This is a genomic window from Arthrobacter sp. PM3, assembly GCF_003352915.1.
Lineage (GTDB): Bacteria > Actinomycetota > Actinomycetes > Actinomycetales > Micrococcaceae > Arthrobacter.
The window spans coordinates 570,052-589,158 of sequence record NZ_CP022314.1; the positions used below are offsets into that span (position 1 = coordinate 570,052).

At 66.6% G+C, this 19,107-nt stretch carries 14 protein-coding genes; 6 read left to right on the forward strand and 8 right to left on the reverse strand.

Features of this window, described 5'->3' with window-relative positions; genetic code table 11:
* Positions 1-70: 70 nt before the first annotated feature.
* Positions 71-766: an MSMEG_4193 family putative phosphomutase gene (locus CFN17_RS02695; RefSeq protein ID WP_208749849.1), complete on the forward strand. Its 696-nt coding sequence runs from the start codon at positions 71-73 to the stop codon at positions 764-766.
* A 13-nt stretch (positions 767-779) separates the two neighbouring features.
* A complete protein-coding gene (locus CFN17_RS02700) occupies positions 780-1,481 on the forward strand; it encodes an SCO1664 family protein (protein WP_208749850.1) in 702 nt (233 codons plus the stop codon).
* On the opposite strand, the gene CFN17_RS02705 is transcribed toward CFN17_RS02700, so the two are convergent.
* The 7 genes from CFN17_RS02705 to CFN17_RS02735 all read right to left on the reverse strand — a co-directional run bounded on the left by CFN17_RS02705 (position 1,460) and on the right by CFN17_RS02735 (position 9,847).
* Positions 1,460-2,851 carry a NosD domain-containing protein gene (locus CFN17_RS02705; protein WP_208749851.1) on the reverse strand — a complete coding sequence of 464 codons (1,392 nt, stop codon included), beginning with the start codon at positions 2,849-2,851 and terminating at the stop codon, positions 1,460-1,462. The genes CFN17_RS02700 and CFN17_RS02705 overlap by 22 nt on opposite strands.
* A 27-nt stretch (positions 2,852-2,878) precedes the next feature.
* Entirely contained in the window at positions 2,879-3,838 is a 960-nt protein-coding gene (locus CFN17_RS02710) for a carbohydrate kinase (RefSeq protein ID WP_208749852.1), read from the reverse strand.
* A gap of 11 nt (positions 3,839-3,849) precedes the next feature.
* Positions 3,850-5,430 carry a glycoside hydrolase family 32 protein gene (locus CFN17_RS02715; protein ID WP_208749853.1) on the reverse strand — a complete coding sequence of 527 codons (1,581 nt, stop codon included), beginning with the start codon at positions 5,428-5,430 and terminating at the stop codon, positions 3,850-3,852.
* A 39-nt stretch (positions 5,431-5,469) separates the two neighbouring features.
* Positions 5,470-6,513, reverse strand: a complete 1,044-nt coding sequence (locus CFN17_RS02720) for a LacI family DNA-binding transcriptional regulator (protein ID WP_208749854.1) — start codon at positions 6,511-6,513, stop codon at positions 5,470-5,472.
* Positions 6,514-6,640: 127 nt separating this feature from the next.
* Positions 6,641-7,594, reverse strand: a complete 954-nt coding sequence (locus CFN17_RS02725) for a carbohydrate ABC transporter permease (RefSeq protein WP_208749855.1) — start codon at positions 7,592-7,594, stop codon at positions 6,641-6,643.
* The gene (locus CFN17_RS02730; RefSeq protein ID WP_208749856.1) at positions 7,594-8,481 is read right to left on the reverse strand and encodes a carbohydrate ABC transporter permease; all 888 of its coding nucleotides are present in this window, start codon (positions 8,479-8,481) and stop codon (positions 7,594-7,596) included. The genes CFN17_RS02725 and CFN17_RS02730 overlap by 1 nt, the downstream gene beginning before the upstream one ends.
* A gap of 85 nt (positions 8,482-8,566) precedes the next feature.
* Entirely contained in the window at positions 8,567-9,847 is a 1,281-nt protein-coding gene (locus tag CFN17_RS02735) for an ABC transporter substrate-binding protein (RefSeq protein ID WP_208749857.1), read from the reverse strand.
* Positions 9,848-10,199: 352 nt separating this feature from the next.
* Here CFN17_RS02735 and CFN17_RS02740 point away from each other — a divergent pair, with 352 nt between their 5' ends.
* The 3 genes from CFN17_RS02740 (at position 10,200) to CFN17_RS02750 (ending at position 14,374) form a co-directional block, all read left to right on the forward strand.
* Entirely contained in the window at positions 10,200-10,805 is a 606-nt protein-coding gene (locus CFN17_RS02740; RefSeq protein WP_208749858.1) for a PadR family transcriptional regulator, read from the forward strand.
* Between the two features lie 84 nt (positions 10,806-10,889).
* Positions 10,890-11,447, forward strand: a complete 558-nt coding sequence (locus CFN17_RS02745; protein ID WP_208749859.1) for a hypothetical protein — start codon at positions 10,890-10,892, stop codon at positions 11,445-11,447.
* Positions 11,444-14,374 (forward strand): ATP-binding cassette domain-containing protein, encoded by a 2,931-nt coding sequence (locus CFN17_RS02750; protein ID WP_208749860.1) that lies wholly within the window; start codon positions 11,444-11,446, stop codon positions 14,372-14,374. Before CFN17_RS02745 ends, CFN17_RS02750 begins: the two co-directional genes overlap by 4 nt.
* On the opposite strand, the gene metH is transcribed toward CFN17_RS02750, so the two are convergent.
* Positions 14,364-18,014 (reverse strand): methionine synthase, encoded by a 3,651-nt coding sequence (gene metH, locus CFN17_RS02755; protein ID WP_208749861.1) that lies wholly within the window; start codon positions 18,012-18,014, stop codon positions 14,364-14,366. The two genes, CFN17_RS02750 and metH, sit on opposite strands and share 11 nt — an antisense overlap.
* 317 nt (positions 18,015-18,331) lie before the next feature.
* Between metH and CFN17_RS02760 the strand changes: the two genes are divergently transcribed.
* The gene (locus tag CFN17_RS02760) at positions 18,332-18,910 is read left to right on the forward strand and encodes an LGFP repeat-containing protein (RefSeq protein WP_208749862.1); all 579 of its coding nucleotides are present in this window, start codon (positions 18,332-18,334) and stop codon (positions 18,908-18,910) included.
* Positions 18,911-19,107: the final 197 nt, after the last annotated feature.

Below are 19,107 nucleotides of genomic sequence, written 5' to 3' on the forward strand. Positions count from 1 at the left end.
GCAGGAGAGCTGTCCGGGGTCCCCGGGCCAAGCTTGCGAGGCATGGGGTAGACGGCGAGCGATACGCTTGATGTTGATGGTTGCAGCAACTGCGCCGGCAGCGCCGGCACCAGGGCCTTCATCGGAAGGGTCCTCCTCCGAGCGGCAGGGCACGCTCCTGCTGCTGGTGCGCCATGGGGAGACGCCGACGACGGGTACGGTCCTGCCGGGGCGGGCCCCGGGACTACACCTGTCGGACCGGGGCCGGGCCCAGGCCGAGCGGGTCGCGGAAAGGCTCGCGGGTTTGACCGTCGACGCCGTCTATTCCTCGCCGCTGGAGCGCGCCCGGGAAACGGCGGAGCCGACGGCGGCCCGGACGGGACTGGACCTGACCCACCACGCCGGGCTGCTGGAGTGCGATTTCGGCGAGTGGACCGGGTCCGCGATCGCAACCCTCGCGGCCCTGCCGGAATGGCACACCGTGCAGCACAGCCCGTCGTTCTTCCGCTTCCCGGGCGGCGAAAGCTTCACCGAGATGCAGGCACGCATTGTCGAAGCGCTGGACGCGCTGCGCGCCGCCCACGCCGGCGGCGTCATCGTGTGCTTCTCCCACGCCGACCCCATCAAGGCCGCCGTCGCCCGCGCCCTGGGAACGCACCTGGACCTCTTCCAGAGGATTGTCATCAGCCCGGGCTCGGTGTCCGCCATTTCCTTTGTGGAGGGCCAGGCGCCGGCGGTTCTCATGGTGAATTCGACGTCGGAGCCGCTGAGCGGGCTGCGGGCGTGACGCGGGGCAGCCGGTGTCCGGCCGCGAGCTGACCCTGCTCACCGGGGGCCGGGTGGAACTGATCGGGCTCATCCCGCGCAGCAGCAACGAGACCTTCCTGGTCCAGGTCGCCTGCGGGGACGACGCCGCGTATGCGGTCTACAAGCCGGAGGCCGGGGAGCGGCCGCTGTCCGATTTCGAGCCCGGGCTCTACAAGCGGGAGCGTGCCGCCTATCTGCTCAGCGAGTCACTGGCGTGGGGACTTGTGCCGCCGACGGTCATCCGCGATGACGCACCCTTGGGGGTCGGGTCGCTGCAGTGGTTCATCGACTGCGACTTCCAGGAGCACTACTTCACGCTGTTCGCCGACGCTCCCGAGACCCACCGCGAGCTGGCCCGGATGGCCTTGTTCGATTACGTCGCCAACAACACCGACCGCAAGAGCGGCCACGTGCTGCGCGGCGACGACGGCCGGATCTGGGGGATCGACAACGGACTGTGCTTCTCGGCCGCCTTCAAACTGCGCACCGTGATCTGGGACTTCGCCGGCGACCCCATCCCCGATGCCCTGCTCGAGGACATCGCCCCGCTCGCCGACGCCGTACCTCCCGCGGTCGCCGAGCTCCTCGACGACGACGAAGTCACCGCCCTGCGGCGCCGCGTGCAACGTCTGCTGCAGACAGGGGTGCTGCCGGTTGACCGCACCGGCATGCGCTACCCGTGGCCGCTCGTGTAGGTGCCGGCGTCTTCGGGTTCGCGTACCTCGGGGACACCGACCGAAGGGGTGGCCCGGAAGGCGTTGACAGCCCTGTCCGCGCTAACTTGGCCGTCACGCCCGGAATCGAGGATCGAGTTCCCTGCCGACTCCGCATCGACCATGACGGCGGTAACCGCGAGGCCGGCCGAAGCCTCGGTGGTCAGCAGGGCGTCCACCTGAGCCGAGAAGCAGGAGTCACTCGATTTGGCATGAACGTCCATTGCGACGACGTGGTTGTTGGAGATGAAGTTGCCTGTGCCCGCGGTCAGCCGGATGATGACGGGCGCCGCACCTGGCGGCCGGATGCTCTGCGAGTCGATGACCTCGGAGAAGTGGTTGCCGATCACGGAGTTGTTGCTGCCCTCGACGCGGAGAAGCCCGTAGAGATCGTCCAGTCCGTTATCGACTCCCAGGAAGGGCGTCCAGGGCTCGTGGTCACGCAGGAAGTGATTTGTGGCCACCAGGTTTTCCGAGCTGTCCGCGGCAAGCACCACCATCCCGGGGTAGAACGAATGCAAGCGGTTGTTGGTGACGCTTGAGCGCGTGACGCCGTTGAAATGGACGCTGCTCGCACCCCGGGGGAAGACGTTGTTCGCGGTCACCAGGAGCCCGCCGTGGTTCTCGGCGTAGATCGAGTGGCCCTTGAAGCCTGCCCCGATCAGGTTGTCGGTGATCTTTGATGCCTGTCCCCACCCGCGCAACTCAATGCAGCTCCCGCATTCAGCGACGAAGTTGTCGTGAATGGAAAGCGCGTCGGCTTTGTAGATGGTGAGAGCGTTCTCGAGGTAGACGAACCCCATGCCGTTGATGCGAAACGAGTCATTGGCGTCTGCGACATAGATTCCGGTCTTGCCGTTAACGTAGGTGTTCTCCGGATGCATCCCCGAGCCGTCCGGGTTGAAGTGCAACCCGTCGATGCAGAAGTTGGAGAATTCGACCGAGCTGATCCGTGGGTTCCCGCTTCGCGCAACATAGAAGGCGGCTCCCTTGGCTTCCTCCCCGTCTTCGCCGCGTGGAATGTCGACCAGGATGCGGCTCCCTCCGGGCCACAGCTCATGCAGGTCGGGCCATTCGTCTTCTGGAACGTTGAACCGGATGCTCGACGACGTAAAGCCGTGTCCCGAGCCATAGATCCTGAGGAAGCTGACGTCGATCAGCACCTGCGTGCGGAGGTGGTAGTCACCCGGCGGAACATAGATCACTGCTCCAGGCTTTCCGCCGCTGTTGGCATCGGTGGCGGTCTGCCGGTCCTTGATGTCGGCGATGATGCTGTTGATGACTTCACCGACGTCCTCGAACGGGTTGCCGACAGGCCATGTGGTCACGTCGTAGTAGTTCTTGCTAGACATAGGTTCTTCCCTTTGTGTTGTGGTTTCTCAGGGGGATGAAAAAGCGACCGGCTGATGCTCCGGGAGTTCCGCCTGCAGTTCCTCTGACGTTGGGGGCTGGGCGCCTGCACGGCGCACCGTGATGGCCGCTGCTTTGGAGGCCATGCGGCCCAGCGACTCCAGCACCGACGGCGCCAGCCCATCCGCCCCGCGCATGAGGAGACCGTAGATCAGGGCAGACATGTACGAGTCCCCGGCCCCAATGGTGTCGACCACGGCAGACTGGACTGAGGGAACGGCCACCCGCGTGCCTGCCGTAGTCAGCAGGGATCCCTCGGCCCCAATGGTGACGGCGACGAGTCCGGCCCCAAGGTCAAGGATCCGTTGTGAGATATCTTCCAGGGACAGCCGCGGATAGAGCCACCGTGCGTCCTCGTCGCTGAGCTTAACGACCTCTGTGAACGGGACGAGTTCCTCGAAGAGGGTTTTTGCCTCAAACTGGCTGCCGAGCAGTGCGGGTCGGATGTTGGGGTCGTATGTGACCACGCAGCGCTCATGTGATTGCTCGAGAAGCTCTCGTACTGCCGCCGCGCCCGGCGCCAGGAAGGTAGCGATCGACCCGGTGTGCAGCACTTTGGGAAGGGTCGCCGGGGCGATCCGCGGGAGGTCCCAGCGGATGTCGAAGTCGTACTGGGCTGAACCATCGGACGCCAGGACAGCAGTCGCCGTAGCGGTTCGGCCACGGCCCTTGGAACCGGGCAACAGGCTAACCCCGGCGCCTCGAAGGTGCTTCTCGATGGCGGTGGCGTGGTGGTCGTCGCCGATTGAGGTCAACAATGCGGTGTCCGCACCGAGCCGCCCCAGCCCGTAGGCAACGTTGGCGGGTGAACCGCCGGGGTGCTCCACGGTGCCCCGGGGGGAGACAACGATGTCCACGAGGGCCTCACCGATCACGAGGACATCGTTGCCGGATGCGGGATCAGCGGCGGCGTGCTGGGCTGTCGGCATTCTGGACCTTCCTAGTTAATTGTTGAGACCGTGAGGTTGTGTACTGTTGCCGAGCCTCCCGAGACCGAGAGCCAGTTCTCGCGGCTTTCAGGGCTTGGGAAGATCAGATCGGTCAGGACCGCCTTGCCGCCTTGGGCAAACACTTCCACCGAGCAGTGATCCACCACGATGAGCAGCTTCAGCACTCCATTTTCCAGCTCAACCGGTGCGGACTCTACCGAAGCGAATTTCCCGTGGAAGCGAGTGTTTCCTGATTCGCTGCGGTCCAGGATGAGTTGGGCGGTGGCTGTGCTGTAGCCAAGAACCGTACCCTCGGCCCCGTCACTGCTTCCGAAGAGCCGGAAATCAACACGTTCAGCGGTTCCGGGCAGGATCTCCGCCTCGATGATCTGAGCGGTACCAGGTACCCCGTCCGGCAACCGCAGAGACGAGTTTCGCAGCTCGAAGTTGCCTGCATTCATCTGGTCCGTGGCTGCAGGCAGGCCTTCTCCTGCGCCGGGATCTGCGAGGACCGGTTTCTGGATCAGACGGGCGGCGCCGTCGACTGCTGTGAGGCGCACTTCGCGGGCGAGGGTCATCGAGGACCGCCAGGGGTCGGTGGGCAGCTCGTTGGCGTAGTCCCAGTTGTTCATCCAGCCGATGATGATGCGCCGGCTATCCGGGGTGTTGCTGAAGGATACGGAGGCGTAGCAGTCGCGTCCCCAGTCCAGCCACAGGCATTGCTGCAGGGCTGCAGGGGCCGCCTCGGGGTCGAGGGAAGCCAGTCCTTCGGGCGCCGCGAGCGAGCCATCATCCGGGGTGAACCGGACGCCGTCGAAGTTCCCCACGAAGTATTGGCCGCCGGAGCCCCCTGCCACGGCGCCTGGATTGACGTTGACGATCAGTACCCATTTGATGTTGGCCGGGTCCCCGTCCACCGCCAGGGGAAAGAGATCGGGGCATTCCCATTCGCCGGCGTCGGCATTGGCCGGGCCGAAGTCGCTCAGAAAGTCCCAGGACTTGAGGTCGTCCGAACGGTAAATGACCACCTTTTGGTGTTGGGCTTCGACGGCGACCATGACCCAGCAGGAACCGTGGTCCCCTTGATAGCGGAAGACTTTGGGATCGCGGAAGTGCGCGGAGTTCCGGGTGAGGACAGGGTTTCCCTCGTATTTTCGCCACGTCATGCCTGCGTCTGTGCTGAAGGCCAGAGACTGGGCCTGGGTGCCGCTGTGTTCGGACGCGGCTTTGTAGGCACTGGTGTAGATGGCCACCAGGGCAGGCGCCCCCGCCGTGCCGAAACCGGACGTGTTGCCGTGGTCCACCACGACGCTCCCCGAGAAGATGTCCTCTGTCTCATCGCAGGCAATGGCAACAGGGTGTTCCGTCCAGTACAGCAAATCGGGGGAGGTGGCGTGGCCCCAGGACATGTTGCCCCAGACGTTGCCGTACGGGTTGTTCTGGAAAAAGAGGTGGTACAGACCGTCGTGGAAAACGAGGCCATTGGGATCGTTGAGCCAGGTATCCCTTGCCGTGAAATGGATGGCGGGCCGGAACCTGGAGGTCCCTGCCAGGGCTGTTTCCGGGCGTGCGGCATCAAGGCGACTGGACATGTCTGGCGTTCCTTTTGGGAAGTGGAAGGGGCTGGCTGCCTAGTGCCGGGGAGCCGTGACGGAGTCGCGGCGCACCAGGGGGCAGTTCAGAATGGTCGGGTGAATCGCCATGAGGGTAAGGTCGGTCTTCCCCTCAACGGCGTCAATCAGGTGCTCGGTGGCCCAGGCACCCATCTCGTAGTGCGGCAGGGCGACGGTGGTGAGGCCCGGGTGGAGGTTGGCGGCGATCAGTTCCTGGTCATCGAAGCCGACGACGGAAAGGTCGGCGGGGATGGCAAGTCCCAACTCCGCAGCGGCGCGGTAGGCTCCCATCGCCATGCGGTCGTTGTAGCAGAACAAACCGGTGGGCCGGTCCTCTCGTGCCAGGATCCGCCTCGCCGCTTCATAGCCGCCCTGCACCTCGGAGACGTCGGACTCGACAGGTGCCGCGTCGCCGTCGAGCCCTGCTTCAGTCAGCGTGTCCCGGAAGGCCTGGAGCCGCTGACGCGTTGCGGGAACATCATCGGTGTTGTTGATGAAGCCCACCCGGGTGTGGCCCGCTTCGAGGAGCGCGCCCACGGCGGCGCGCGCACCGCCTTCCTCGTCCGGGATCACGGCTGTGATGTTTCCGCCCGTGGCCACCGAGTCGACCAAAACGGAGGGCACGCTGCCGAGGTTGGCCGGCAGCTCCACGTTGCGGTGGTACATGGTGGCGTAGAGGATCCCGTCCACCCGGTGTTCCAGGAGGGCCTCCACGTCGGCTTGCCGCGATTCGAGGCTGGCCGAGCCCGGGGTGTTGATGATCATGAGGTTGTACCCTCGGGCTTTGGCGGCCTCGTCAGCGCCGAGGATGATCCGGCCGGCGTGGGGCGTGGTCGCGATGTCCTCGCTGATGAACCCGATCATGCCCGAACGTTGGGTGCGAAGGGCCTGCGCCAGCCGGTTCGGCCCGTAGCCGAGCCGCTGGGCCGCTTCCTGGACCCGTTCCCTCGTCTCTGCTCCGACCCGGGCGTAGACGACGTCATTGAGGACGTGGGAGACCGTCGTCACAGAGACGCCGGCCGCGGCGGCCACGTCCTTGATACCGATGTTCTTGTTGCTCATCTCTCCCACGTCCTTATGGTTGGTGATGCTCTTGAGGGTCCGCGTCTACTCGTAGGCTACCGAGGAATCGTCCACTCCCCTGTGCCACGCCGTGAGGCGGGCCGTTTGGCTGCCGGAATTCCATGTTCTACCCCTTGACGGCGCCGAGTGTCATGCCTGCGACGATCTTGCGCTGCAAGATCAGCGTGAGGAGGATGACCGGGATCGAGTACACGGCCGCGAGCGCCGTCATGGATCCCCAGTCCAGCCCGAACTGGGTCTGGAAGTTCGCAATCACCACGGGTGTGGTCTGCGAGCGGATGGCCGTCATGAGGAGGGCGAAAAGGAACTCGTTCCAGGAGGCCAGGAAGGCGAAGATCGCGGTGACTGCGATGCCGCCGGACACCACCGGGATCACCACCCGCCACAGGGCGCCGAGCCGGCTGCATCCGTCCACCGTGGCTGCCTCTTCCAGGTCGTTGGGAACGGCCTCGAAGAAGCTGGACATCAGCCAGATCGAGAGCGGCAACGAAATCGTGGTGTGGGCGATGGACAGGGCGATGGGCGTGTCAGCGAGTCCCGCCGTCGCCATCATGGAGGCGAGGGGGATGCCGATGGCGACCGGCGGCACCATCCGGGTCACAAGAGCCGCCATAATGAACACCCGGCCGCTTGGCGTTTTGTAACGGGTGATGCCGTAAGCGGCCGGCACGGCCAGTCCGAGAGACAGGATCGTGCTGATGACCGCCGTCTGGACGCTGTTGATGAAGGAGGCCAGAACTCCGTTGCGGCCCAGGGCGTTGGTGTAGTTCTCCAGCGTCCATTCCTTGGGAAGGATCGTGGGCGGCACGGCGATGGTGTCGATCGGCGTCTTGAAGGAGGTGAACAGCAGGTACAGGAACGGAAAACCGTAGAGGACCATGGCGGCTGCAAGAAGGATCCACAGCAACGCGCGGGTGCTGCGTTTGCCCGCTTCCAGGCCTTCGCGGTTCACACCCCGGCGCTTGCGGGCGCCGGCAGGCGTGGTGGTCGGCACAGAGCTAACGGCAGGCACTGCAGGTGCCTTCCCGCCGTCGGCCCTGGTTTGTTCGGCGACGCGCATCAGTTGTCCTTTCCTGGCCGCCAAATGGTGGCCACCGCGAAGAACGCGACAGCGAGCATCGCGACAAGGTAGATGGTGCCCATGGCGCTGGCCAGTCCAGGATCGCCGAAGCGGATCATGGTCCGGTAGATCAGCAGGCTCATGGTTTCGGAAGCCGACTGGGGGCCGCCGTTGGTCTGGATCAGGATGGTGTCGAAGGCGCGGGCTGCGTCGATGCCGCGCACCACCAATGCCACGGCGATAACGGGGCGCAGGAGCGGCAGGATGATGCTGAAGAGCAGCGTCGGGGCCTTGGCGCCGTCGAGCCGGGCCGCCTCGATGAGGTCACCGGGAATGTTCTGGAGTCCGGCAAACAGCACCAGGCACATGAAGGAAGTGGTGAGCCAGATGTCCGGGACGGCCACGGAGAAGAGGACGATGCCCGGGTCGGACAGCCAGCCGATCTGGTTGGGGTTTTGCAGGATGCCGGCCTGGTGCAGGAGGGTGCCGATGAGGCCGAAGTTGTCGATCATGAGGAACTTCCACAGCAGGCCCGCGACGATGGGCGCGATCATCAGCGGGTACAGGAACACTGTCCGCCAGATCTCGGACTTGCGCCCCAGGGTGGTGAATAGCAAGGCCATGCCCAGGCCCAGGGCAAACTCGAGCGTAACCACCACCAAGGTGTAGGCGAGAGTGCGCCAGCCCGCACCTATGAAAGCCTCCGAGGTGAAGGCCCGAACGTAATTATCCAGGCCCACGAAGGCGCGGGGACCGCCGGCGATCGGCGAGATCTTGAAGAAGCTGTCTGCCACGAGGCGGAACAGCGGGTAGGCCACGAATACTGCCAGGAACAAGGCCGCCGGGGCCATGAGGTACAGGGCGAAGCGGCGATCGGAGATACGCACGGTTTTCTCTTCCGCTGGTTGGGGCCGCGGCCGGCACCGCCGTTGCTGACGGTGCCGCGCTGGCAGGGTGCCGGCCGCGGAGTCTTTACTTGAGGAGGTCCTGGATCTGCTTCTTCGCGTCGGCCAGGAGAGCGGTGGAGTCGCCGCCCGCTACGGCCTTTTGCAGCAGGGGAACCAGGACGGTGTCCACGATCTGCTGCCATTTGGCAGTGGCAGGCCGCGTGGCGGTTGCCTGGCCCTTGAGGGTTTCGATGAGCGGCTTGAAGCTCTCGTAGCCCGGCTTGTCCTGGTACTTCTCGAAGGCCGAGATGCGGGCGGCCAGGCCTAGGCTGGATTCGATGCCGAGGTCATTGTGGTCATAGGCGCACTTGACGAACTTCTTGGCAGCATCGCTGTTCTTGGTTGCCTTGGGCACGGAGAGGTACCAGGGGCCGGGAACACCGGCCACCCCGGCAGTGCCGCCGATCATCGGAGCGGCGCCGACCTTGCCGGCAACCGGGGAATCTTTGGGGATCTGCCGGTAGGCGTGGGCCCAGAACCGGGTCATCGCAGTCTTGCCCTGGTTGAACAGGTTCTGCGCTGCTGCCCAGTCCACCTGAGCGGCGCCGGGAGGGGCCGACTTGGCCAGGCTGGTGTAGAAGTCGAGGGCTTCCTTGTGCGCGGCGTTGTCAATCACGACGTTGTTGTTCGCATCGAGGACCATCGGGGAACCGGCCTGGAGGACATGGGCCAGCCATTCGGTTTCGACGCCACCCTTCACGTCAGTGCCGTACATGCCGTCCTTCGTGAAGAACTCGGAGATGTCCTGGTATTGCTTCCAGGTGGTCGGCGCGGCGAGGTCGTAACCGTACTTGGTCTTGAAGTCGGCCTTGTTCTTGGCGTCCTCGAACAGGTCCTTGCGGTACAGGATGATTTCGGAGTTGGTCCAGGCCGGCATGCCGATGAAGTGCCCGTCCACGTTCGCTTCCTTCACGAGCGCGGGGAAGATGTCCTTCTTCGCGTCGTCGGTGAAGAGTTCGTCAATGGGCTGGACCGCGTCCTTGAAGCTGGGAAGCCAGACGGAGTCCAGCGCGGCGACGTCGAAGGAAACGTTGCCGGAGGAGAACTCGCTGGAGAGCCTGTTGAACATGCCGTCGTAGGGCAGTTCGACGAAGTTGACGTCAACGCCCGTGTCCTTCTTGCACTGTTCGGCAATGCCTGTCAGTTCGGCATGGCCACCCGCCTCGACGAGGACGTTGACGGTGCTCGCGGCGCTACCCGGCGTTGCAGCCGGGCCCCCCGCGCCGCAGGCGGTTGCTGCCAGAAGCACCGCGGTGGACAGCCCGCCGAGGGCGGCGATCCGGGAAATCGTGGTTCGAGAAGACATCGCTGTCGACTCCCTTTCTTTGGACGGAATCTACGGTTGGGTGGGGCTTGGGACACTTCAAGTCTGAGTGAAAAACCGTTTTGCCAAATCGACTTGGCATCACAGTAGAGCCGCCGTCGGACACGTGTCAAGCGTCACGTCGAACATTGCGCGAGCCCTGGACCGCACGATTGCGGCCGCCCTGGTCTGAACCGTTGTCTGGCGAAGAATCCTTTTGGCGTGTTACGGCAACGCACCGCACAGATCTCTCGCCCACCCCCTTGCCCTCCGACACTCTCCGATATATCGTTAACTATCGCCGAAGGATCGGTGGTACCAGCAGAACTTTATTCAACGGAAGGAAGATGCCGCTATGAAAGGCATTTACGACGACAAATTTTCCGGCGGCGGACCCGCCGACGGACGTTTCGGGCGTGGGCGGAGCCGGCGCGGACCCCACGGGCATGGCGGCTTCGGCCCGGGCCGCGGCTTCGGCCCAGGATTCGGGCCGGGCTTCGGCCCCGGATTCGGCCCCGGTGGTCCCCGCCGCGCCAGCAAGGGGGACGTCCGTGCGGCGATTCTCTCCCTCCTGGCCGAAGCACCCTCCAACGGCTACGGCCTGATCAAGACCATCGCGGAGAAGACCTCGGGCGCCTGGCGGCCCAGCCCGGGCTCCGTGTACCCGACGCTGCAGCAACTCGTCGACGAGGACCTGATCGCCCCCGAAGGCGACGGACGGCGCACCGAGTTCACGCTCACCGACGCCGGCCGGGAGTACGTCGCTGCCCACGCCGAGGAACTGGATAACGCCTGGAATACCGAGGGCCAAGGATCCGGTGCCGCGTTCCACCAGAGCGTGGCCAAGCTCATGGGCGTCATTCACCAGTTCCGCTTCTCCGCGACTGAGGATCAGCGCGCCGCCGCGATCGAAAAGATGGACGAGACCCGCCGCGCTCTCTACCTCATCCTCGCTGACTAGCAGCACGGTGCGGACCTGGGATACCTCACGTCACACAACGTGACGGCAGCCTGATCCGAGCAGGCCACGTCCTACCCTTGACAGGTGACTTTGACCAAAATCCGCACCGCCGCCGCGAGCTCCCTCGCCGCCGCAGGTCTCCTGTTTACCCTCGCCGCCTGTTCCACGCCGGCCGCCACCCAGCCCACCACCTCCGCACCGGCTTCCACGGCGGCAGCTTCAGCCAGCGCTGCCGCCGAGCCCTGCGCCGGCGTGAAGGTCATCACCGATTCGGCCTCCCTGAAGCAGGCCGCCGCTGATACGTCCGTATGCGTGCCCGTGGACGGGCCGACTCTCGCGTCCAAGGTCCTCGCGGACGCCAAGATCAAGACCGAGGGCACCGCCGCCTACCCCACGGAACTGGTGTGCCGCGTGAACGGCGTACCCGCCGCAGACCTTGACATCGCCCACAAGGGCGGCACGTACCGGGAAGACTGCAGCAAGATGCCCGCCGCGTTCGCCTACTGGTCCCTGTGGGTCAAGCCGGCCGCCGGCGCCTGGGCCTACGCGCAGGAAGGCCTCGGCACCCTGAAGGTCAGCCCGGGCGAGAGCCTGGAACTGCTCTTCACGGTCGACGACGCCCCGTCCGCACCCGCAGCATGACCTTTCGACCCGCGCCGTTACGTGCAGGGGCGGCTCTCGCCGCCGTCTTCATCGCGGCGCGGGTCGTCTACCGAATCCTCTTCAACGGGGCGGGCACCGGGGAACCGGTTCTGCTGAACCTGCCGCCGGTGCCGCTGCCTCCCCCGTTCGCCCATGTGGTCCTCCTCGGTCCGGTCACGGCGCCCGGCCTCTGGGCTGCCGTCCTGTCCGCCGTGCCGATCGCCGCGATGATCCTCGGCTTCGGCCTGCTCAACGCCTGCGTCGACGTGGCCCGCGGCTTCCGGCACCTGGCCCGCGGCGGCCCCCTGCAGGGCACCGCCCGGACGCTCGTGGTGGCGTGGGCGGCGCTTCCGGCGCTCTCCGACGCCGTCTCCTCCGTACGCCTGGCGTTCCGGCTGCGGGGCGAACGCTTCGGAGCCCGAGCGCTGGTCCCCGTGCTCGAGCGCACCCTCGAACATGCCGGCCGCGTGGCCGCGGCCCTGGAATTGCGCGGCTTCGGCAGCCGCGCAGCCCACCAGCCCGCGGCCGACGCCGATGCACCGGTTCTCGTCCGGGACGCCCAGTTCCGCATTGGTGACGCACGGGTGCGCGTCACCGGATTCACGCCCCCGGGCGGCTCAATCACGGTCATCACGGGGCCGACCGGCTCCGGCAAGTCCACGATCCTGCGCGGCATCGCGGGGCTGCTCTCCCATGTGGACGGCGGGGACATCTCCGGCACGGTGCGCGTCGCCGGGACGGACCGTGCCGCCACGCCGCCGCGCGATACCGCGCGCCGGATCGGCGTCGTCCTGCAGAACCCCCGCACCGCCTTCGCCGCCACCCGGGTCCGGGACGAAATCGCTCTCGCACTCGAGCTGCGCGGCGTGGCGGCCGGCCCCGCCAAGATCCGGGCGCTGGACGCCGCGGAAAGAATCGGCGTGACAGCCCTGCTGGACCGGAACCTCAGCACCCTCTCGGCCGGTGAGGCAACGCTCGTGGCCATCGCCGCCGCCGTCGTGGACCACCCGGCCCTGCTCCTGGTTGACGAACCCCTCGCCGACCTCGACACCGCGGCCCGCGGACGCGTCATCGCAGTGCTCCACGCCCTCGCCCGCGACGAGGGTGTCTGCGTCATCGTGGCGGAGCACCGGGCGGAAGCGCTCGTCCCCGTCGCCGACGCCTGGTGGACCCTCGACGGCGGCGCCCTGGTGCCGGGCATCGCGCCGACCCCACCGGCCGCTTCAGCCCCGGCTGCTGCCCACCCGATGCCCGTTCCGGACACGGAGCACGCGCCCGTGCTGACCGCGACAAGCCTCGCGGTACACCGTGCGGGCAAGCCGCTGGTGCGTGAGGCTTCGCTGACCCTGCACCGCGGTGAAGTGGTCGCCCTGGTGGGGCCGAACGGGGCCGGGAAGTCGTCCCTCCTGGTGGCGCTTGCCTTGGGACAGGGCACACCAGGTGACAGCGCGGCCGAGACAAAGACGCTCGACGGCGGCCGCGTCGCCCTCGTCCCGGATGCCTCCGACGACCTTTTCACGAGGGACACGGTCGCGGCAGAGCTTCGAGCGGCCGAACGACGCCGGGACCGCACATCCCATCGTTCAAGCTGGCGTCGTTCAAACCGGCACCGCCCGGGGACTGAGCATGTCCCGCCCATGTCCGCGGAAGCGCGCCTTGGACGCCTTCGGGGCGACGTCCGGATGCCGATCGGCCACGAGCACCCGCGGGACCTCTCCGCCGGGGAGCGCAGAATCCTGGCGATTGCGCTGCAGACCATGGACGATCCCCAGGTTCTCCTGATCGACGAGCCGACCCGCGGGCTCGATGCCGAGGCACGCACGGCGGTCGCGGCGGCGCTGCGGGCCGCGGCGGAAGACGGCGCGGCGGTCCTGATCGCCACCCACGACCTCGATTTTGCCCGCGGCCTCGGCGCCCGGATCCTCCCGATGTGCGACGGCGTCGCCCCCTCGTCTGTGGCCGAAACTGTCACAGCCGGGGCCAGCACAGCGCGAAGCACCACAACGCAACCTGTCGCCGCACGCAGCGTCACGACACTGCCCGTTGCGGGGCCGCGGCTCCCCGGCCGGCAGCCGGAGAATCCCGGCGCGGCAGTGAAAGCCCCCCGCATCCGGCTGCCCCGGGGCGTGGAGTTCGCAGTGCTCGCTGCCGCGAACCTGGTGGCCCTGGCCGCGTTCTGCTGGCCGCTGCTCGCAGCAGCCCTCCCGGGGGACGCCGCCGCGGCCCTCCCCTACGCGGCCATGGCCATCGCGCCGGTTGCCGCGGTCGCCGTCGTGGTTTCCCTGGACGGCTCGGTCCGCTCCGCGCACACGGTGGCGCTGCTCGGCGTGCTGGCCGCCATCGGCTCGGCCGTGCGGGTGGCCAGCACCGGCGTCGGCGGTGTGGAGGCGGTCTTTATCCTGCTGATCCTGGCCGGCCGCGCCTTCGGTGCCCGTTTCGGCCTGCTCCTCGGCGCGGCCACCATCGCCGTGTCGAGCGTCGTGTGGGGCGGCATTGGGCCCTGGACGCCGTTCCAGATCTTCGCCTGCGCGTGGGTGGGCGCCGGGGCGGGCCTGCTCCCCCGCCGGGTGCGCGGCAAAGCCGAGCTATGGATGCTGTGCGGCTACGGGGCGCTGGCGTCCTACGCGTTCGGCCTGCTGACCAACCTGTGGTTCTGGCCGTTCGCGGTCGGCGCCGGCACCGGCATCTCCTACGTGCCCGGCGCGCCCCTGTCCACCAACCTCAGCAGCTTCCTGCTCTACTCGCTCCTGACCTCGACCGCCGGATGGGACACGCTCCGTGCCATCACGACGATCGTCGGCATCACCCTGGTGGGGCGGGCCATTCTCGCCGCCCTCCGGCGGGTGAAGCCGGTCACCAGCCAGGGAGGGCAGGTCGCCCAGGCCCAACCCAGCCAGGACAGGGACCGGCTTCAACTCACACCTTGAAGTACTTCGCCTCCGGGTGGTGGAACACGAACGCGTCGGTGGACTGCTCGGGGTGCAGCATCAGCTCATCACTCAGGACCACGCCCATCCGCTCCGGACGCAGCAGTTCCGTCACCTTGCGGCGGTCCTCCATGTCCGGGCACGCCGGGTAGCCGAGCGAGAACCGTGCGCCGCGGTAGTCCAACTTGAACAAGCCGGCCTTGTCCTTCGGCTCCTCGGCCGCGAACCCCAGCTCGGAACGGATGCGTGCGTGCCAGAACTCCGCCAGCGCCTCGGTCAGCTGCATGACCAAGCCGTTGAGCTCGTAGTAGTCCCGGTAGTGGTTCCCCTTGAACAGCTCGGCCGTCACCTCATCGATCTTGTTGCCGGCGGTGACCAGCTGCACCGGCAGGACGTCGATCTGCCCCGATTCGCGCGAGCGCACAAAGTCCGCGAGGCACAGGTGCCGGTCCCGGCGCTGGCGCGGGAAGTCGAAACGCAGCCGCTCGGTGCCGATCGGACCGTCTGATCCGCCGTCGGGGGCGAGCAGGCCCGGGGTGCCGAGGACGCCGTCGCGGTCCTCGCCGTGGTGCAGCACCACCACCTGTTCCCCTTCGGAGACCACCGGGAAGTAGCCGTACGCGACCGACGCGTCGAGCATGCCCTCGCCGAGGATGCGGTCCAGCCAGTACCGCAGGCGCGGCCGGCCCTCGCGTTCCACGAGCTCCTCGTAAGAGGCGCCGTCCTCGCCGCGGCCGGGCTTGAGCCCCCACTGCCCCATGAAGGTGGCGCGTTCGTCGAGGAACGTAGCGTAGTCGTGGAGCGCGACGCCGCGCACAATGCGCGTGCCCCAGTACGGCGGCGACGGCACGCGGTTGTCGGTGGCGACGTCGGAACGGCCGGGCATCGCCTCCGGCTCGGTGACCGTGAACTTCGGCCCTCCCTTATGGATCCGCTTCTTCAGCGGCGGAAGGCCGACGGCGTCGGGATCGGCGCCGCGGGCCACCTGCACCAGGGGTTCCATGAGTGTCAGGCCCTCAAAGGCGTCCTTGGCGTACCTGACGGTGCCTTCAAACTGCTCCGCAAGGTCCTGCTCCACGTAGGCGCGGGTCAGGGCTGCGCCGCCGAGGATGATTGGCCACTTCTTCGCGAGCCCCCGGGACTGCAGTTCGGCGAGGTTCTCCTTCATCACCACCGTGGACTTCACGAGCAGGCCCGACATGCCGATCACGTCCGCGTCGTGCTCTTCGGCCGCGGCAATGATCTCGGCGATCCCCTGCTTGATGCCGATGTTGACCACTTTGTAGCCGTTGTTGGTGAGGATGATGTCCACCAGGTTCTTGCCGATATCGTGCACATCGCCGCGCACGGTGGCGATCACCATGGTGCCCTTGCCCGACGCATCCGACTTCTCCATGTGCGGCTCGAGCAAAGCCACCGCGTTCTTCATCACCTCGGCGGACTGCAGCACGAAGGGCAGCTGCATTTCGCCCGCGCCGAAGCGCTCACCCACAACTTTCATGCCTTCGAGCAGCTGGTCGTTGATGATGCCGAGCGGGGTCATGCCCTCGGCCCGCGCCAGGTCGAGGTCCTCTTCAAGGCCCTTGCCCTCGCCGTCGATGATGCGCCGCTGCAGGCGTTCGCCGGTGGGCAGCGCCGCGAGTTCCGCGGCGCGCTGGTCCTTCAGCGCTGCGGTGTCGACGCCGGCGAACAGGTCCAGCATGCTGGCCAGGGGATCGTACGTGACGTTGCCGTCGGCGTCGTATTCGCGGCGGTCCCAGACGAGGTCCAGGGCCACCTTGCGCTGCTCCTCCGGCAGTGAGGCGAGCGGCACGATCTTGGCGGCGTCGATGATGCCGCTGGTCAGGCCCGCCTGCACGGCCTCGTGCAGGAACACCGAGTTCAGGACCATGCGCGCCGCCGGGTTCAGGCCGAAGGACACGTTGGAGACGCCGAGGGTGGTCTGGATGCCGGGGTACTTCGTGGTGATCTGGCGGATGGCCTCGATCGTTTCGATGCCGTCCCGGCGGGTTTCTTCCTGGCCGGTGGCGATGGGGAACGTGAGGGCGTCAACGATGATGTCCTCGACGCACATCCCCCATTCGCCCACCAGGGCGTCGACGAGGCGCGAGGCGATGGCCACCTTACCGTCGGTGGTGCGGGCCTGGCCGTGCTCGTCGATGGTCAGGGCGATCACGGCCGTGCCGTGTTCCTTCACGAGCGGCATGATGCGCGCGAAGCGGCTGTCCGGGCCGTCGCCGTCCTCGTAGTTGACGGAGTTGACCACCGGGCGTCCGCCGATGAGTTCGAGCCCGGCCCGCAGGACGGGCGGTTCGGTGGAGTCGATGACGAGCGGGAGCGTGGAGGCCGACGCGAAACGTGAGACGACCTCCTTGATGTCGGCCGCGCCGTCGCGCCCCACGTAGTCGATGCAGACGTCGAGCAGGTGTGCGCCGACGCGGACCTGCTCACGGGCGATATCGACGCAGTCGTCCCAGCGCTCTTCCAGCATCGCCTGGCGGAACGCCTTCGAACCGTTCGCGTTGGTGCGCTCGCCAATGGCGAGGTACGCGGACTCCTGGTCGAAATTCACGTGGTGGTAGAGGGACGCGATGCCTGCTTCACGCTCGGTGGGGAGGCGTTCGCCGTCGGCGCCCCTCCCGCCGCTGGTGACGGCCACGCTGTCGCGCAAGGGCGCAAGACGTTCGACGACGGCGGCCATGTGCTCCGGCGTCGTACCGCAACACCCGCCGACGAGCCCCAGGCCGAATTCCCGCACGAACTGCTCGTGCGCGGCGGCGAGTTCGGTGGGTGATAGCGGATAGTGCGCGCCGTTGGCGCCAAGGATCGGCAGGCCGGCGTTGGGCATGCAGGCGATCGCGACGGAGGACTGCTTGGACAGGTGGCGCAGGTGCTCGCTCATCTCGTCCGGGCCGGTGGCGCAGTTCAGGCCGATGGCGTCGACGCCGAGCGGCTCCAGCGCCGTGAGCGCGGCGCCGATCTCGGAGCCCATCAGCATAGTGCCCGTGGTTTCCACGGTCACCTCGACGAAGATGGGGAGCCGGATGCCGCGGGCCACGATCGCCTGCTTGCAGCCGTTGACGGCGGCCTTGGTCTGCAGGAGGTCCTGGCTGGTCTCGATGAGGAAGGCATCCGCTCCCCCGTCGATGAGGCCCTCGGCCTGCAGGGCGAAGGTCTGCTTGAGGTAGTCGTAGCTGGTGTGCCCGAGGCTGGGGAGCTTGGTGCCCGGTCCCATCGAGCCCAGGACCCACCGCATCCGTCCGTCGGTTTTCTCCGCCGCCTCGGCGCGCTCCCTGGCGATCTCCGCGCCCTTGCGGGCGAGCTCCTCAATCCGGCTGTCGATGCCGTAGTCGGAGAGGTTGGACCAGTTCGCGCCGAAGGTGTTGGTTTCGACCGCGTCGATGCCCGTGGCGAAGTAGGCATCGTGGATGTCCCCGATGACGTCCGGGCGGGTGTCGTTGAGGATCTCGTTGCAGCCCTCCAGGTTCTGGAAGTCGGCCTCGAGCGAGAGTTCCCGGCCCTGCAGCATGGTGCCCATCGCCCCGTCGGCAATGACCACCCGGTGGTTCACCGCATCCAGGAGCGCCTGGGCGCGTGCAGGACGGGGGACGGATTCGATGTCGAGCGCATAACGAGGCATATCAACAGACTACGTGCGGGGCCCTGTGCGGGGCGCTGTGTTGCGTCTGTGCTACGGCCGGGGCGGGCTTCCTGGGACCCTCCGTGGGGCTCGGCCGCGGGGGTGCGCACCGCCCGACAATGCCTAAAGCTGATAGCGGAGACTATGACAAATTGAACTCTGCGCATCTCGTCAGATGAATCCACGGGCGTGTCATGTGTCCTGCGCTGCGCGGAAGAACTCTTCGCGGGGTAAGGTTCGATCCGAATCTAGGACGTTGACTCAGGTCAGCAGGTCAATGGGGGGAAATGAAAAGAGCAGCACGCAAACTTGTGGGAGTGGCTCTGGCTGTCCCGATTCTTCTCGGTGGATTCGCTATTCCGGCTGACGCCGCAGTCCTGCCAGCACCGCCGAGTTCTGCTAATGGCAAGACCCCCTCTCAGATCGACAAGACGTTTGCCTCTGTCCGGGCCAAGCACCCGTTCCTGGGCGCGGCGTCCGGCAGCGTTATTTGGTATTCGATGGGCGCCGTCAAGACTTACAAGGGCGGTGCCATCGTCTGGAGCATATGGTTTGGCACGAAAATCATCACATCTGCCGGTATGCGCGATGCCTATCTTCGGCTGGGAGGACCCGACGGGATTGGCCTGCCGACTTCCGCAGAGACCAAGCTCAAGGGAGGGACGATCCAATCCTTCACAATCGGCGATCTCTACTGGTCGCCGAAGGGCGGCGCTCACATGGTTGCCAGCGAGATTCCTTGGAAGGGCCTGGGCGGGGTGAAGGGGCGGCTGGGCTACCCAACGTCGGACAAAATCAACAACGGAGCCAACCGCTGGTTCCAAAAGTTCGAGGGCGGCATGATTTACACAGACTGGTTCGCCCGCTCCCCCTACAAGATTGTCTACAAGAAGTAGCTGCAACACGGCCGCCAGCAGACTCGTGTAGGTCTCCGAAGGGTGCAGCCTACGAGGTCATGATCAAGGACGCGTGGCCGGCATTGGTCCTGGACGGAACGGAGGCGGACGATCCGTTCTGGATCGCCCGCCTCCGTCCGCCCCACATGGACCGAGCGCTAGCTTAGGAACGAGTGTTTCCGGGTCCAGCGCAACGT